General features: G+C 36.5%; 16 protein-coding genes, 1 pseudogene, 1 riboswitch and 1 other annotated feature. Of the genes and pseudogenes, 10 read left to right on the forward strand and 7 right to left on the reverse strand.

The window, feature by feature from the left end; all coding sequences use genetic code 11:
- Position 1: 1 nt before the first annotated feature.
- A pseudogene (locus NSS74_RS03790) lies at positions 2-1,028 on the forward strand (IS3 family transposase); the annotation flags it as partial.
- A gap of 9 nt (positions 1,029-1,037) precedes the next feature.
- Here the strand turns inward: NSS74_RS03790 and nhaC are convergent.
- A complete protein-coding gene (nhaC, locus tag NSS74_RS03795) occupies positions 1,038-2,411 on the reverse strand; it encodes a Na+/H+ antiporter NhaC (RefSeq protein ID WP_002143067.1) in 1,374 nt (457 codons plus the stop codon).
- Positions 2,412-2,688: 277 nt separating this feature from the next.
- Positions 2,689-2,908 (reverse strand) — a binding site (T-box leader).
- 142 nt (positions 2,909-3,050) lie between these two features.
- Between nhaC and NSS74_RS03800 the strand changes: the two genes are divergently transcribed.
- The 8 genes from NSS74_RS03800 (at position 3,051) to NSS74_RS03835 (ending at position 9,813) form a co-directional block, all read left to right on the forward strand.
- Positions 3,051-3,407: a hypothetical protein gene (locus NSS74_RS03800; protein ID WP_002143066.1), complete on the forward strand. Its 357-nt coding sequence runs from the start codon at positions 3,051-3,053 to the stop codon at positions 3,405-3,407.
- A 77-nt stretch (positions 3,408-3,484) separates the two neighbouring features.
- Entirely contained in the window at positions 3,485-4,918 is a 1,434-nt protein-coding gene (bioA, locus tag NSS74_RS03805) for an adenosylmethionine--8-amino-7-oxononanoate transaminase (protein ID WP_002033857.1), read from the forward strand.
- On the forward strand, positions 4,918-5,646 hold the full coding sequence (gene bioD, locus NSS74_RS03810) for a dethiobiotin synthase (RefSeq protein WP_002143064.1): 729 nt from the start codon (positions 4,918-4,920) through the stop codon (positions 5,644-5,646). The genes bioA and bioD overlap by 1 nt, the downstream gene beginning before the upstream one ends.
- Positions 5,612-6,799, forward strand: a complete 1,188-nt coding sequence (gene bioF, locus NSS74_RS03815; protein WP_002143062.1) for an 8-amino-7-oxononanoate synthase — start codon at positions 5,612-5,614, stop codon at positions 6,797-6,799. The genes bioD and bioF overlap by 35 nt, the downstream gene beginning before the upstream one ends.
- The gene (locus NSS74_RS03820) at positions 6,796-7,536 is read left to right on the forward strand and encodes an alpha/beta fold hydrolase (protein WP_002143059.1); all 741 of its coding nucleotides are present in this window, start codon (positions 6,796-6,798) and stop codon (positions 7,534-7,536) included. The genes bioF and NSS74_RS03820 overlap by 4 nt, the downstream gene beginning before the upstream one ends.
- Entirely contained in the window at positions 7,502-8,311 is an 810-nt protein-coding gene (bioC, locus tag NSS74_RS03825) for a malonyl-ACP O-methyltransferase BioC (protein WP_002143058.1), read from the forward strand. The genes NSS74_RS03820 and bioC overlap by 35 nt, the downstream gene beginning before the upstream one ends.
- Position 8,312: 1 nt before the next feature.
- Entirely contained in the window at positions 8,313-9,311 is a 999-nt protein-coding gene (gene bioB, locus NSS74_RS03830; RefSeq protein ID WP_002014986.1) for a biotin synthase, read from the forward strand.
- Positions 9,312-9,492: 181 nt separating this feature from the next.
- Positions 9,493-9,813 (forward strand): hypothetical protein, encoded by a 321-nt coding sequence (locus tag NSS74_RS03835; RefSeq protein WP_002088493.1) that lies wholly within the window; start codon positions 9,493-9,495, stop codon positions 9,811-9,813.
- 23 nt (positions 9,814-9,836) lie between these two features.
- On the opposite strand, the gene ribH is transcribed toward NSS74_RS03835, so the two are convergent.
- From ribH to NSS74_RS03860, 5 genes are all read right to left on the reverse strand, one after another.
- The gene (ribH, locus tag NSS74_RS03840; protein ID WP_000230892.1) at positions 9,837-10,298 is read right to left on the reverse strand and encodes a 6,7-dimethyl-8-ribityllumazine synthase; all 462 of its coding nucleotides are present in this window, start codon (positions 10,296-10,298) and stop codon (positions 9,837-9,839) included.
- 18 nt (positions 10,299-10,316) lie between these two features.
- Positions 10,317-11,510: a bifunctional 3,4-dihydroxy-2-butanone 4-phosphate synthase/GTP cyclohydrolase II gene (ribBA, locus tag NSS74_RS03845; protein WP_002143056.1), complete on the reverse strand. Its 1,194-nt coding sequence runs from the start codon at positions 11,508-11,510 to the stop codon at positions 10,317-10,319.
- Between the two features lie 12 nt (positions 11,511-11,522).
- Positions 11,523-12,167: a riboflavin synthase gene (gene ribE / locus NSS74_RS03850; protein ID WP_016100654.1), complete on the reverse strand. Its 645-nt coding sequence runs from the start codon at positions 12,165-12,167 to the stop codon at positions 11,523-11,525.
- Positions 12,149-13,261, reverse strand: coding sequence for a bifunctional diaminohydroxyphosphoribosylaminopyrimidine deaminase/5-amino-6-(5-phosphoribosylamino)uracil reductase RibD (gene ribD / locus NSS74_RS03855; protein ID WP_002143054.1), 1,113 nt, complete (start codon positions 13,259-13,261; stop codon positions 12,149-12,151). Before ribD ends, ribE begins: the two co-directional genes overlap by 19 nt.
- Before the next feature lie 309 nt (positions 13,262-13,570).
- Positions 13,571-13,714, reverse strand: a riboswitch (FMN riboswitch).
- Positions 13,715-13,904: 190 nt separating this feature from the next.
- The gene (locus tag NSS74_RS03860; RefSeq protein ID WP_001151582.1) at positions 13,905-14,111 is read right to left on the reverse strand and encodes a CDGSH iron-sulfur domain-containing protein; all 207 of its coding nucleotides are present in this window, start codon (positions 14,109-14,111) and stop codon (positions 13,905-13,907) included.
- Between the two features lie 139 nt (positions 14,112-14,250).
- Here NSS74_RS03860 and NSS74_RS03865 point away from each other — a divergent pair, with 139 nt between their 5' ends.
- A complete protein-coding gene (locus tag NSS74_RS03865) occupies positions 14,251-14,496 on the forward strand; it encodes a DUF2552 family protein (protein ID WP_002033867.1) in 246 nt (81 codons plus the stop codon).
- A gap of 10 nt (positions 14,497-14,506) precedes the next feature.
- On the opposite strand, the gene NSS74_RS03870 is transcribed toward NSS74_RS03865, so the two are convergent.
- Positions 14,507-15,430, reverse strand: coding sequence for an alpha/beta hydrolase (locus NSS74_RS03870; protein WP_002033868.1), 924 nt, complete (start codon positions 15,428-15,430; stop codon positions 14,507-14,509).
- Positions 15,431-15,455 lie beyond the last annotated feature (25 nt).

Below are 15,455 nucleotides of genomic sequence, written 5' to 3' on the forward strand. Positions count from 1 at the left end.
AATGACAAAAAAGCTATTTACAGAAAGAGACATTCAAATTCTATCAAATAACCCATATATAAAATCTGTAAGTCAGAAAGGTATCACTTATACAGATGAATTTAAGCGTATTTTTATTGAGGAGAATGCGAAAGGAAAACTACCCCGAAATATTTTTGAAGAATGTGGTTTTGATATAGATATGATTGGAATGAAACGAATTATGTCATCAGGAAGTAGATGGCGTGCTGCTTACAGAAAAAATGGTGTATTTGGTTTACGAGATACACGCACCGAAAACGCGGGAAGAACTCTTGAGAGAGAGCTTACGTTAGAAGAGAAGTATGCTCGTTTAGAAGCCGAACGGAACTTACTAAAGGCAGAAAATGAATTGTTAAAAAAGATCAAACTTATGGAAGGGAGGATGAGAAGGAAATAACGTTATCACCTAGTCAGAAATATATCCTGATTTGTTCTGTCATCATAAAATATAACTTAAGAAATATGGTGAGTTACTTGTGTAAAGTAGCTGGTGTATCCCGTTCGGGATACTATAATTATTTTTCCATTTCATCTCAAGAACAACGGAAACAAAAGAACGATCAAGATGAAATCGTGAAAGAAATCATATTAAAAGCACTTCGATTTAGAAATCGAAAGAAAGGGGCTCGTCAAATAAAAATGACATTGGCGGGTCATTTTCAAGTTGTCTACAATTTAAAGCGTATCCGTAGAATCATGAAGAAATATGAGATTGTCTGTCCGATTCGGAAAGCAAACCCTTATAAAAGAATGCTGAAAGCTTCAAAAGAACATCGAGTAGTGCCGAATCAATTAAATCGAGAATTTAAACAAAACACCCCAGGAAAAACACTTCTTACAGATATCACTTATTTAGTTTACGTTACGGTAAGAATAAAAGAGCTTATTTATCTACAATTTTAGATAGCTCAACCAATGAAATTTTAGCTTACCATGTTTCAGAACAGATGACATTAGACCTCGTAACAACAACTCTTCATAAACTAAAACGGAATAAGGTAATCCTTTTTATTATATTATGAAACTGGTACTGCTTTTTCTTTCTTCCATGAAAGGCCAAATCCAGTAAAGCCGACGATAATCGTTAAGACTGGGCAAGCTAAACAGAAGATTGCGTATGGAAGGTAATCGAATGTTGGAACGCCAAGGACGTTTGTTAAGAATACGCCACTTACACCCCATGGTACGAGCGGGTTAATGACTGTACCTGCATCTTCTAATACGCGTGATAAATTACGACGTTCTAAACCGACTTCATCGTATTTATTAGCGAATGCTTGTCCTGTTAAAACGATGGATAAGTACTGCTCACCAAGTAAGAAGTTTACACCAATTGCAGTTGAAGCAGTAGAAATAATTAAGCGTGTGCTATTTTTTACGAAGCTAGAGATAATATTCATCAGCTGCGCTATAATACCCATTCCTTGTAATAATCCTCCCATACAAAGAGCTAGGAAAATAAGAGCAATCGACATCATCATACTTTGTAGACCACCGCGAGATAGTAAGCTATCAATGTCTTTAATACCAGTTTTAGAAACGTAGCCATCTTGCATAATTTTCATTAAATCAGCTAAAGAAGTGCTAGGTTTAAAAATAAAGAGAATAATAATTCCTACCACAATTCCTGCAAGCAATGTTGGAACTGCTGGAACCTTTTTAAATGCGAATAGGAACAGTAATAAAATTGGAATAAGTGTAACGATAGAAATCGTTGTGTTTTTTTCTAACGTGCTAATAAAGTTTGTGAAGTCAACGTCTCCACTAGTACCGCTTCCTAAAATGAAAAATGCGATAAAAGCAATAATGAAAGCAGGAACTGTTGTCCAAAGCATGTTGCGAATATGCTCAAATAAATCTACACCTGTTACAGCAGGAGCTAAGTTTGTTGTATCAGATAAAGGAGACATTTTATCTCCAAAGAATGCACCAGAAATAATTGCACCAGCGATCAGAGCTGGATCGTATCCGAGAGCACTACCCATTCCCATAAAGGCAAGTCCTACAGTTGCGGCAGTTGTAAATGCACTACCGATACTCGTTCCAACAATTGCACAAACAACAAAAACAGTTGGGACGAAAATTTTAGGAGATACAAGCTGGAATCCGTATACCATTAAAGTTGGAATTGTTCCAGCTGCGATCCAAACACTAATTAATACGCCTACAAGTAAGAAAATAAAAATAGATGGAATACCAGCTGAAACACTACTTATCATTCCTTTTTCCATAGTAGACCAAGAGATTTTTTTCATAAATCCAAATGCTAATAAAAGAACGATACCAAATAAAATTGGGATGTGTGGTGAAACTTCTAATTTGATAACACTAAAGCCAATACAGAAAAAAATAAAAATTGTTAAAAGAACAGATTCAATTTTTGAAACCATTGTTTTCCCCTCCTAAGTAATTTAAAATAGCTCTTTTTTATATAAAATTCGCCAATATTGTATATTTCCTTCTAAAATTTAGAATTTTGTGACAAATTACCGGTAATTGTCAACATCTCAATATGATACGGAAATGATTGGATAAAAAAACGCCCCTGCATATAATTATGCAGGGACGAAGAAATCGCGGTACCACCCTAGCTTGTGAAAGGAGTGTATCACAAAATAAAGGGTCATATGATATGCGCTCATAAAATAAAAACGCCCCTGCAATATATGCAGGGACGAAAAATTCGCGGTACCACCCTAAATTGTGAAACAGTTTCATTTCACCACTCTTTAGACATAACGGTCTAAACCGTCTTTCACTACTCCTCACGTTTCGTAAAAGAAGCTCCAGGGGGTAATTCATAAATCGCTCTGTACTGGTTCGCACCGACCACCAGCTCTCTGAAATCAGAAAACGAAATACTACTAAATCCTATCAACGCCGATTCATATGATGTTAGTTAAATTTTTATCATATATTCATCATACATGTCAATAAAAACATTCGATATTTTTTTAGGTAAATAAAGGAAAAATGTTTTTCATACTGTAAAAATGTGCGTTATAATGAATTTGAAAGGGGAGGAAAGAGTGAAGAAAAAAATAATTCTTTTTACCACCTTACTAGTCGTTGGCGGAAGTGCTGGAATTTACACAGCTTTTGCAGCTGAATCAGAGAAGTCGAAACAAAAGCAAATACAGCAGTCAGAAGTGAAGAAAGTGAAAGAAACTGAAGAGAAGAAATCGATGGAAAAAGCAGCTACTAAACTAGGAGTTTCTACTGAGGGGAAAACAAAAGAAGAGGTTACAAAAGAAGTAGATACCGCTAGATTTGAGCAGCGCCATGATTTGTTAATTGAGCATGCTAAGCAACTTGGAATTGATACAGAAGGAAAAAAAGATGAAGAGATTATTTTAGAAATTGGAAAGATACAACATGGAAAGTAGAACAACTTATCGTATGATAAGTTGTTCTTTTTTGAGAACTGTTTGATTTAAAAATAATTGACAGTCATTTGTTTTTAATGTTAACTATATTTATAAATAAGTTAACATTAGGGGTGACAATTGTGGCTGTTAATAGTAACACGAGTGAAAAATCGTCTTATACATATGAAGAATTATCGAAGAAGAATAAAGATTACGTATGGCACCCATTTACACAAATGAAAGATTATTTAGAAGAAGATCCTGTCATTATTGAACGTGGAGAGGGAAGAAAGCTATACGATGTAAATGGAAATGAATATTGGGACGGTGTTTCGTCTATTTGGTTAAATGTTCATGGGCATCAAGTACCGGAACTAGATGAGGCAATTCGTGAGCAATTAAATAAAATTGCTCATTCTACTATGCTAGGACTTGCTAACGTTCCATCTATTTTATTAGCAGAAAAAATAATTGAAGTTGTACCAGAAGGTTTGAAGAAAGTATTCTATTCAGACTCTGGTTCTAGCGCCGTTGAAATTGCAATTAAGATGGCCTTTCAATATTGGCAGCATAAAGGAAAACCGAAAAAACAAAGATTTGTTACATTAAAAGAAGCATATCACGGTGATACGATAGGGGCTGTTTCAGTAGGAGCAATAGACTTGTTTCACCAAGTGTATAGTTCACTATTATTTGAGGCAATTAAAATGCCGTATCCATATACATATCGTTCTCCTTATGGAGATAATAAGGAACAAATTGTAAAGAAACATTTAGAAGAAATGGAAGAAATGCTACAAGAAAAACATGAAGAAGTAGCAGCTATTATTGTGGAGCCATTAATGCAAGGTGCTGGTGGGATGATTACAATGCCAAAAGGATACTTAAAAGGGCTTCGCGATTTATGTACAAAATACAATGTATTATTTATTACAGACGAGGTAGCGACTGGATTTGGGCGTACCGGGAAAATGTTTGCATGTGAACACGAGGATGTGACGCCAGACATTTTAACAGCCGGAAAAGGTTTAACAGGTGGTTATTTACCAGTGGCAATTACGGTAACGACAGATGAAATTTATAATGCCTTTTTAGGAGGCTATGAAGAACAAAAAACGTTTTTCCATGGTCATAGTTATACAGGGAATCCGTTAGGGTGTGCCGTAGCAATTGCAAATTTAGAACTATATGAAAAAACTAATTTAATAGAAGATGTTGCGCATAAAGCAGAATATGTAGCGGCACAATTAGAAGCTCTTAATGAATATAAGCACGTAGGAGATATTCGTCAGTGTGGGCTAATGGTTGGTATTGAACTTGTGAAGAATAAGGAAATGAAAGAATCGTTTGAATGGACAGAAAGAGTCGGCGTTCAAGTATGTAAACGTTCAAGAGAGCTGGGCATGATTTTGCGACCACTCGGTAATACGATTGTATTTATGCCTCCTCTTGCATCTACGGTGGCTGAGATTGATGAGATGTTACGCATTTTATATAAAGCAATCTCGGATGTTACGGAGGGAGAGTAATGAGTGGTTTCTTTATAACAGCAACGGATACAGAAGTTGGCAAAACGGTAGTGACAGGAGCATTGGCAGGTATATTTCGAGAGCGTGGACATAATGTTGGTGTATATAAACCGTTGCAAAGTGGACATGTTGCATTAAATCCTGAGGGTGATGCAGCAAGATTAAAAGCATTATCGGGTGTACCGACAAAAGAAGATAAAATTTGTCCTTATTCCATTGAAGAACCACTTGCTCCGAGACTTGCAATGAAAAGAGCTGGAAGGACAGTAACGTTAAAAGAAATTACTGATCACTATAATGAACTACTAAAAAAGTTTAATAGCCTATTTGTAGAAGGGGCTGGTGGGCTTGCAGTTCCATATACAGAAGATGCTTTAGTGATTGATTTTGCAAAAGAATTACAGCTTCCTCTTATTGTAGTAGCGCGTCCGACACTAGGGACAGTTAATCATACTGTCTTAACAATTTCTTATGCAAAGGCACACGGTTTAACAGTAGCGGGTGTAATTTTGTCTGGTTGTAAAGAATGTGAAAAAGAAAGAGTGCAAGAAAATAAAATAATGATTGAGGAGTTAAGTGGCGTGCCGGTTTTAGGGTTATTACCATTCCTTGAAGGAGAGTTTACAAAGGAAGAATTATTAGGGGCGGCAAAAGAGCATATTATGATTTCAAAATTAGAGGAGCTCATCCAAAATGAATCAAATGTGGCGCACGCATCTTCAATCTAAAGTAGAACAATTAAAGGGGCAAGGGCAGTATCGTAATTTACATGTAACAGAGAAAGCGGAAGAGACATGGCTTATTCGAAATAAGAAAAAGATGCTAAATTTAGCATCGAATAATTATTTAGGATTAGCTGGAGATGAAAGGTTGAAAGAAGCTGCTATTGCCTGCACGAGAAAATATGGAACTGGAGCGACAGCATCTCGTCTCGTTGTAGGAAATTATCCACTGTATGAAGAGGTTGAGAGAAGTATATGTGATTGGAAAGGTACTGAAAGAGCATTAATCGTAAATAGCGGGTATACAGCAAATGTAGGTGCTATATCTACTTTAGCCTGTCGTCACGATATGGTTTTTAGTGATAAATTAAATCACGCAAGTATTGTTGATGGAATTATATTAAGCGGAGCAGAGCATAAAAGATATCGTCATAATGATTTGGATCATTTAGAAAAGATGTTGCAAATAGCGTCACCAGAAAAGAGAAAATTAATCGTAACAGATACGGTTTTTAGTATGGATGGAGATATTGCATATTTGAGAGGCTTAGTTCAGCTGAAAGAGAAATACGGGGCGATCATTATAGTTGATGAAGCACATGCAAGTGGAATATATGGAATCGGTGGAGCAGGATTATCTCATGTAGAAAAAGATATTGCTCAAAAAATTGATATACATATGGGGACGTTTAGTAAGGCTTTAGGGTGTTATGGTGCGTATTTAACGGGTGATTCCATTTATATAGAGTATTTACAAAATATGATGAGAAGCTTGATTTTTACTACAGCTTTACCACCAGGAACATTAGGGGCGATCCGAAAAGCAATTGAAATTGTGAAAGAAGATAACGAAAGAAGAGAGCGACTTATAGAGAATGGTGCATATTTCAGGACGCATTTACAAGAAGCTGGTTTTGATATTGGGAATAGCTCAACTCATATTGTACCGATTGTAGTTGGGTCAAATGAAAATACTTTACGGTTTAGTGAAAGGTTACAAGAGGTAGGTATCGCAGCCATTGCAATTCGTCCGCCGACTGTTCCAGTTGGTAGTTCTCGAGTCCGTTTTGCAGTTACGTCACAACATACAATAGCCGATTTAAAATGGGCTATTCAGCATATTATACGCATTGGCAAAGAAGAGGGGTTTTTAGTATGAAAGAGCTAAAGCTTATTTTTATTCCAGGATGGGGAATGGAAGAAGGTGTTTGGACTTTGGTTCTGCCGTATTTTAAAGGATATTCTGTTCAATGTATAGATTGGCGTAACGTGAAAGAACAAAGTGAATTTGCGGGGCGAATAATAGATGTAGCGCAGGATGAAAATGTAATTTTAGTTGGATGGTCACTAGGAGCGTTAGCGGCAGTACAAGCTTATAAAAAGATTAAGACCCAAGGTATGGTACTAATTGGTGGTACCGCTAAATTTACCAATACAAGTGACTATACAAGTGGATGGAATTCCTTGCATGTAGAACGTATGAAAAAGAATTTAACGAGAAAAAAAGAAGATACTTTGAAGCGTTTCTATGAAAATATGTTTACAAAAAGTGAGCTGAGGGAGAATACGAGTTTTGAAGAGATTGCGCAGAAGTTTAAAGGAGACTCGATTCAGTCTTTACAATTAGGCTTAGATTATTTAATAGAAACAGATATGAGAAATGAAGTAATAGATATGAAAGCCCCGCTGTTACTCCTTCATGGAGAGCAGGATGTAATATGTCCATTGTCTGCAGCCCATAGTATGGCGAATAATACGAATGCTAATCTAAAAGTAGTAAGCGGTGCTGGGCATGCATTATGTGTAACGAATTTTGAATATTGCGCAAATGAAATTATTCAATTTGTAGAGGTGATACGACATGATCAACAAAACGTTACTGCAAAAACGGTTTAACGGGGCGGCTGTATCCTACGATCAATATGCAAATGTACAAAAAAAGATGGCGCATTCGTTACTTTCTATATTGAAGGAACGATATAGTGAAACATCATCGATACGTATTTTAGAACTTGGATGCGGGACAGGATATGTAACAGAGCAATTATCAAATTTATTTCCGAAAGCTCATATTACAGCTGTGGATTTTGCTGATGAGATGATTGCAGTCGCGAAAACTAGAAAAAGTTTGGAAAATGTGATGTTTCGCTGTGAAGATATTGAACAATTAAAATTAGAAAATCCATATGATGTCATTATTTCAAATGCTACATTTCAATGGCTTAATGATTTAAAAGAGACAGTGAAAAATTTATTTAACTATTTGTCTGAAGAAGGAATATTATTATTTTCCACGTTTGGTAATACGACTTTTCAAGAATTGCATACGTCTTTTCAGCGTGCTAAGAAAGAAAAGGGGATACACAATTGTACTTCAATAGGACAACGATTCGTTTCGAAAGAACAGTTAGTGAATATATGCAAAAATCCATTAGGAAATGTACATGTTTCTGAAACGTGTTACATAGAAAGCTTTACAGAAGTTAGGGAGTTTCTACATTCTATTCGAAAAGTAGGGGCAACCAATAGTAATGAAGAGTCTTACTGTCAAAGCCCTTCACTCTTTCGTACGATGCTTCGTATATACGAAAGAGACTTCACGGGAAAAGAAGGGATAATGGCAACATATCATGCTTTATTTACGTATATAACAAAAGAGGGGAAGAGATGAAATGAAACAAGTACAAACAAAAAGGGATTGGAAAAAACTTGCATACGACGTAGTAGAAGAGAAAATGATTACGAAAGAAGATGCAATTGCAATATTAGAAGCTGATGATACAGAGGTTTTAGAAATTATGAATGCAGCTTACATCATTCGCCATCATCATTTTGGTAAGAAAGTAAAGTTGAACATGATTATAAATACGAAATCTGGATTATGTCCTGAAGATTGCGGGTATTGTTCACAGTCTATTATTTCAGAAGCACCGATTGATAAGTATGCATGGTTAACACAAGAGAAAATTGTTGAAGGAGCGCACGAAGCAATTCGTCGTAAAGCAGGTACATATTGTATTGTTGCATCTGGTCGTCGTCCGACGAATAAAGAAGTAAATCACGTTATTGGAGCAGTTAAGGAAATTCGTGAAACGACAGATTTAAAAATTTGCTGTTGTTTAGGATTTTTAAATGAAGATCAAGCAGGTCAGTTAGCAGAAGCTGGTGTGCATCGTTATAATCACAATTTAAATACGCATGCCAACAATTATGATAGCATTTGTTCAACGCATACGTATGACGATCGTGTTGATACAGTCCAAAAAGCGAAGCAAGCCGGTATTTCTCCATGCTCTGGAGCAATTTTCGGAATGGGAGAAACGATTGAACAGCGCGCTGAAATTGCATTTGAATTACAACGTTTAGATGCGGATTCTATTCCATGTAATTTCCTTGTTGCTGTAAAGGGTACTCCGCTTGAAGGACAAAAAGAATTAACACCTGTAGAATGTTTAAAAGTGCTGGCGATGATGCGTTTTGTAAATCCAACAAAAGAAATTCGTATTTCAGGTGGTCGAGAACTTAATTTACGTTCTGTACAGCCACTTGGTTTATTTGCAGCAAACTCTATCTTTGTCGGGGACTATTTAACAACAGCTGGACAAGAGCCGACTGCGGACTGGGGTATGATTGAAGATTTAGGGTTTGAGATTGAAGAATGCGCGCTATAAGATAGATGAAAAGCAAACTCTTTAAAGGGGTTGCTTTTTTTTGTAAATAAAATGTAATAAAAGTCCATTAACGCTTGATAGTAGTCACTTTTGGACGAGAAAAATAATTTTGTGGACGAATTTTCCAAGCCCTAATTGTACATAGTAAAAATGTAATTTATATCGGGTTGGAGGATTTTACATGTACAAATACATATTAACTATTATGACCTGTCTGATTTTAATAAAAGCGATAAGTGCTGATCCAGTTAAGGCGGCTGAAAATCCTGAACAAAAAGAAATGCAACAAAGAATTGAACAGCATTTTCGAACGAAAGCTGAACATTTTGGGCTTGAAACAGAAGGAAAAGATTTAAAAGAAGTGAGGAAGGAAATTTCTATTATAGAAGAAGCGGAAAAGAGAGAAAATGTGTGGAGAACAGCACAAGCTCTTCGTATAAAAACAGAAGGAAAAACGATGGATGAATTAATAGAAGATGTACGAAAAAAGGTGAGAAAATAAAAAAAGAGGCCGTAGCCTCTTTTTTAAGCCCATTGTTTTGATAAATGAGCCATTTCGATCGCAGCAACTGCCGATTCATATCCTTTATTACCAGCTTTTGTACCTGCACGTTCAATCGCTTGTTCAATTGTTTCTGTCGTTAATACACCGAAAATAACTGGAATGTCCGTTTGTAGTGATAAAGACGCAACACCTTTTGCTACTTCATTACAAACGTAATCGTAATGTGTTGTAGCACCGCGAATTACTGTACCTAATGTAATAACAGCATCATATTTTCCGCTATTGGCCATCTTTTTAGCGATTAAAGGAATTTCAAATGCACCAGGAACCCATGCAACATCAATATCATTCTCTTCTACACCGTGACGCTTTAATCCATCTAAAGCTCCGCCAAGTAACTTACTTGTAATAAACTCATTAAAACGTCCAACAACAACCCCAACTTTTAATCCTGTACCAACTAAATGACCTTCGAATACCATAATGTATCTCTCCCTTAATTATAAGTTTAGTAAATGTCCTAATTTGCTTACTTTCGTTTGTAAATACGTTTTATTTTCTTCTTTTGTTGGCATTTGTAACGGTACACGCTCGGTTACTTCTAAATCGTAACCTTGTAAGCCAGCAATTTTTCGTGGATTATTCGTTAATAATCGTAAACTTTGTAAGCCTAAATCTTTTAAAATTTGAGCGCCAATACCGTAATCACGAAGATCAGCTGGGAACCCAAGTTTTTCATTTGCTTCTACAGTATCTAACCCTTCTTCTTGTAACTTATAAGCGCGAAGCTTATTCAGAAGGCCAATGCCTCGTCCTTCTTGTCTCATATAGAGAAGAACACCTTTTCCTTCACGCTCAATTTGAGCAAGTGCAGCATGTAGCTGTGGTCCGCAATCACAGCGGCACGAACCGAATACATCTCCTGTTAAGCATTCTGAATGAACGCGTACAAGTACAGGTTCGCCTGTTGAAATATCACCTTTTACGAGCGCGATATGTTCTTTCATATCTAATGAGTTAGAATAGCCAATTGCATGGAAAGTACCGAAATCTGTAGGTAATGTAATTTCCACTTCTCTCGTCACAAGTGTTTCGTGATGGCGGCGATAAGCAATTAAATCTTCTATTGTAATCATTTTTATATCAAATTGTTTTGCGCACTCTAGTAAATCAGGTACACGTGCCATCGTACCGTCCTCATTTATAATTTCGCAAATGACTCCAGCTGGTTCTGCCCCGCAAAGTTTGGCTAAATCGACAGCGGCTTCTGTATGACCAGCACGGCGCAGGACACCGCCTTCTTTCGCAATTAATGGAAAGATATGTCCAGGGCGATTGAAATCAGAGCCTTTTGATACAGGGTTTAACAATTCTTGTATCGTAGTTGCACGTTCATGAGCACTAATCCCTGTTGTTGTAGAAACATGATCAATGCTCACTGTAAACGCAGTGTGATGTGAATCTGTATTATGAGATACCATTGGTTCTAACTGTAGACGTTCTGCGTACTCCTCCGTAATCGGTACACAAACGAGACCACGACCGTGTGTAATCATAAAATTAATCGTTTCTGGTGTAATGTACTCTGCTAAAGCAATAAAATCGCCTTCATTTTCTCGGTTTTCATCATCACATACGATAACGACTTTTCCTTGTTTTAAATCTTCTAGAGCTTCTTCAATACGATGAAACATTGTGCTTCCCCCTTATAGAAATCCGTTTTCTTGTAAAAAGTTTTCGGTCATTGACCCTGTTCTTTTTACTGGCTTTGAAATAAAGCGTTCAATATATTTTCCAATCATGTCACACTCAATGTTTACGATGTCCCCGGCTTTTTTTTCTCCGATTATAGACTCGCTTACTGTGTGAGGGATGAGTGAAATTGTAATTGAAGATTCGTCTATATCAAATATTGTTAAGCTAGTGCCATCAACAGCAACGGATCCTTTATGCAAACAATAGCGTAGTAATTCATCAGAAATTGCTATTTTGTAATAGATGGCATTGTAATGTTGTTTTTTAGTTAAAATCGTACCGATGCCATCGATATGTCCGGTGACGAAATGTCCACCGAATCGTCCGTTTGCAGCCATCGCCCGTTCTAAATTCACTTTGGCACTTGGCTTTAGCATACGAAGTGATGTTGCTTTCATTGTTTCAGGCATTGCGTCGACAGTGAATGAAGTAGTCGTAAAAGTAGTTACTGTTAAGCAAATGCCGTTAACTGCGATACTATCACCTAATTTGACATCCGATAAAATTTGCTTTGCGCTAATAGTTAGCTTCATTGCTTCACCACTTTGAGTCATGCTTGATATCGTTCCTAACTCTTCTACGATTCCTGTAAACATTCCGTCACCTCGCTTTTTAAGGTTGCAACAATTTTTATATCATTACCGATTTGTTTCATCTCTTGAATTGTTAAGGAAAGTGCATCTTGTAACTTCGAAAAACCAGCTCCGCCAAATAAGGTGGGTGCATCTTTTCCACCAATTAATTTCGGGCTTATATAGGTCACGATTTCATTAAAACTATTTGTTTTTAAGAAGTTCGCATGCACCGTTTGACCACCTTCAACGAACAGAGAAAGAATTTGTTTCTCACCGAGCAGGGATAGGACATCTTGTATTTCAATTTGCTGTGTTTTCATTTGGAATACAGCTATATTGTTAGATTCATAAGACGCTATTTTCTCTTTGTTTACATCCTTACCGACAATAATCCATGTCTGAGTTAAGCCATCTGTTATGACATGAGAAGATGGCGGCGTTCGTAAGTGGGTATCTAAAATAACGCGTATAGGATGTTTACCTCCGTTTGGAATTCGTGTTGTTAAGTGTGGATTATCAGTTATAACTGTATTCACACCGATTAGGATAGCATCATGTATATGACGATATTGGTGAACGTCAGCGCGTGCTTCTTCGCCTGTAATCCACTTACTTTCACCGGTTATAGTTGCTGTTTTCCCATCTAAGCTCATTGCTGTTTTTATTGTTACAAAGGGACGTTTCGTTTTCATATAGTGAAAAAAGTATCGATTTAATAAAGTGGCTTCCGCCTCAAGAACACCAGTAGTTACCTCGATTCCAACTTCTTCTAATCTCCTTTTTCCATTTCCGGAAACGAGTGGATTGCAATCAAGAGTAGCAATTACAACACGCTGAACTCCTTTTTCAATGAGTAATTCACAGCAAGGGGGTGTTTTTCCAAAATGGCTACACGGTTCAAGTGTTACATAAACGGTAGCGTCTTTTGCTCTTTCACCAGCCATGTGAAGAGCATGAACTTCAGCATGTTCTTCACCAGCACGCATGTGGGCACCCATTCCAACAATTTTTCCATCTTTAACAACAACGGCACCAACCATAGGGTTTGGGCTTGTTTGTCCCGATGTTCCTTGTGCTAACTGCAAGGCAATCCTCATATATTCTTGATCTGTCATTCTTTTCACCTCTCCTGAAAAAATCAAAAAACCCCAAGGATTTTATATCCTTGGGGTTTGGGAGACGTGATTTCTAGAAATATAGTTCGAATACGAAAGTATAGGAAAGAAACCTAACGATGACTGATATTTTGGCATAAGGAAAAAACCTAGCAAAATATCAAATTCTTTCAACGCTAGTCGTATCTTTTTATTTCAGTATAGAAACATAACTATACAAAATAAAACATATATAAAGATTCAAAATGAAACTTTAAAAATATGCATACTGAAATAAAAGTGTATTCGCTATATAAAATTACTAGAAAACATATCCTTCTCCCATCCAGACTATACTGTCGGCCCTAGAGTTTCACTAGATCCACCGTTTTCGTGTTGAAAACGGGTCACGGACTTAGAAGCTATCGCTTCATCACCGCCGGTTGGGAATTTCACCCGACCCCGAAGGATGTTGTTTGCTCACATTATAGCACAAAAAAGAAAAAAGCATAGTAAAAAATGTTCGAATGTGAAGAATTGTTTGAAAATATATGACGATTTGAATGGGGATGAAAGTAATAGAAATGTGGAAAGGGGAAGGGCTGTATAGGCTTTGATCAAAAGAAAAAACATACACAAATAAATGTGCATGTTCTTTAAATATTTATTCTGCCTCTGGTGCTCTAACAACAGACTCGAATTTGCCTTTATGCGAAGCATCGCAATAAGGCATGTTTTTTGATAAACCACAACGACATAAAGAAAATGCTGGTTTTGCTGGGAATACATTCCCTTGTGAGTCAACTAATTCCACGTCCCCTGTAACGCGAAAAGAGCCATTATCATTCACTTTAATTTGTACTTTTGCCAACGTTATCCCTCCTTTCCAAACGCTTACTCTCATCATATAATTAGGGAGAGTACTTGACAATATAAAAAGAGCACTTTGTTTGAGAGAGAAGAGAGTGTTATAATAGTTTGTATAACTGACTAGAGTAAGGTGACGAAAGATGGATAAAAAATTACACGCACTACAAAATATTGCAAATGAGCGCACATGGGCATCATTTTTGAATGATAATCATCCATATAGTTTACTTCATTGGTCAATCGCAGGTGTAGGACAAGAACCGAAAGATGTTTGGTTACTTCAAGATGAGGTAACTTTTCAAACGACGGAATTCCCAACGCTAGACGAGGCAGTAAAGTGGATTTCTGAAAATATGGAACAAGTTACAGACGTTTTAGCGCAGTAAAAAAACAGGCTTATGCAAGCCTGTTTTTTGTTTCTTTTACATATGTGTTTAAAAATTGATCGATGGCATCTTCGTACTCTTCTTTATTTTCATTATAAGAGCAAGCGTGTGCACCATGTTCTGCAATATAAAGCTGTTTATTATTTTCTTTCGCTTCATAAAGTGATTTCGTCATATCAGATAAAATATAGTCATCATCTTTACTATGAATAAAGAGAACCGGATTGTTAATATTTTTTATACAATCAATTGGTGAAACTTCACGAATTGTATAGCCATCACGAACTTTTAAAAAGGCATTTGCTAAAGGTAATAAAGGCCATTTTGGCAAATGAAACTCAACTTTCAAACGATGTTGTAACTGTCCATAAAAATCAGAGAAAGGACAATCAGCAATATAAAAATCAGCACCATCTTCTACAAATCCTGCATATTGAAGAAGAGTTGCAGCGCCCATAGATTCACCATGAATTCCGAGTGTAATATTCGTTCCGAAACGATCCTTTAGCCAGTCAACTACTGACTTTAAATCATGTTTTTCATAATAGCCATAACTTGTTGTTTTACCACCGGTTTTACCATGACGGCGATGATCATAAATAAATACGTTATATCCTCTATTTAAAAATAAGTTTGCATATTTAACGGAATTCATTTTATTTACAGTCACACCGTGGCAAAAAATCATAAATTTATTGGAATGACCAGCTGGCATGTAATATCCGTGAAGTTCGTATCCGAATTGAGAAGGGATGTGAACCTCTTCTTTTTGAATAGCCTTAAAATCGTCCAAATGAAAATGCTTTTTCGTTTCGCGTTCTAAAACTTCTTCCTCTGTTTTTTTCTTCAAGTACATAACTTTATTTGTAAAGAAAATCCCAATCGCAGTTAGTGCACCTAGTATAGTAAACAATGCTGTAAAAAAACGTTTCATACTTTACCTCATCCTCCAAATACCT

This window comes from Bacillus sp. FSL E2-8868 (assembly GCF_038005505.1).
In the GTDB taxonomy this organism is placed as follows: Bacteria; Bacillota; Bacilli; order Bacillales; family Bacillaceae_G; genus Bacillus_A; species Bacillus_A mycoides.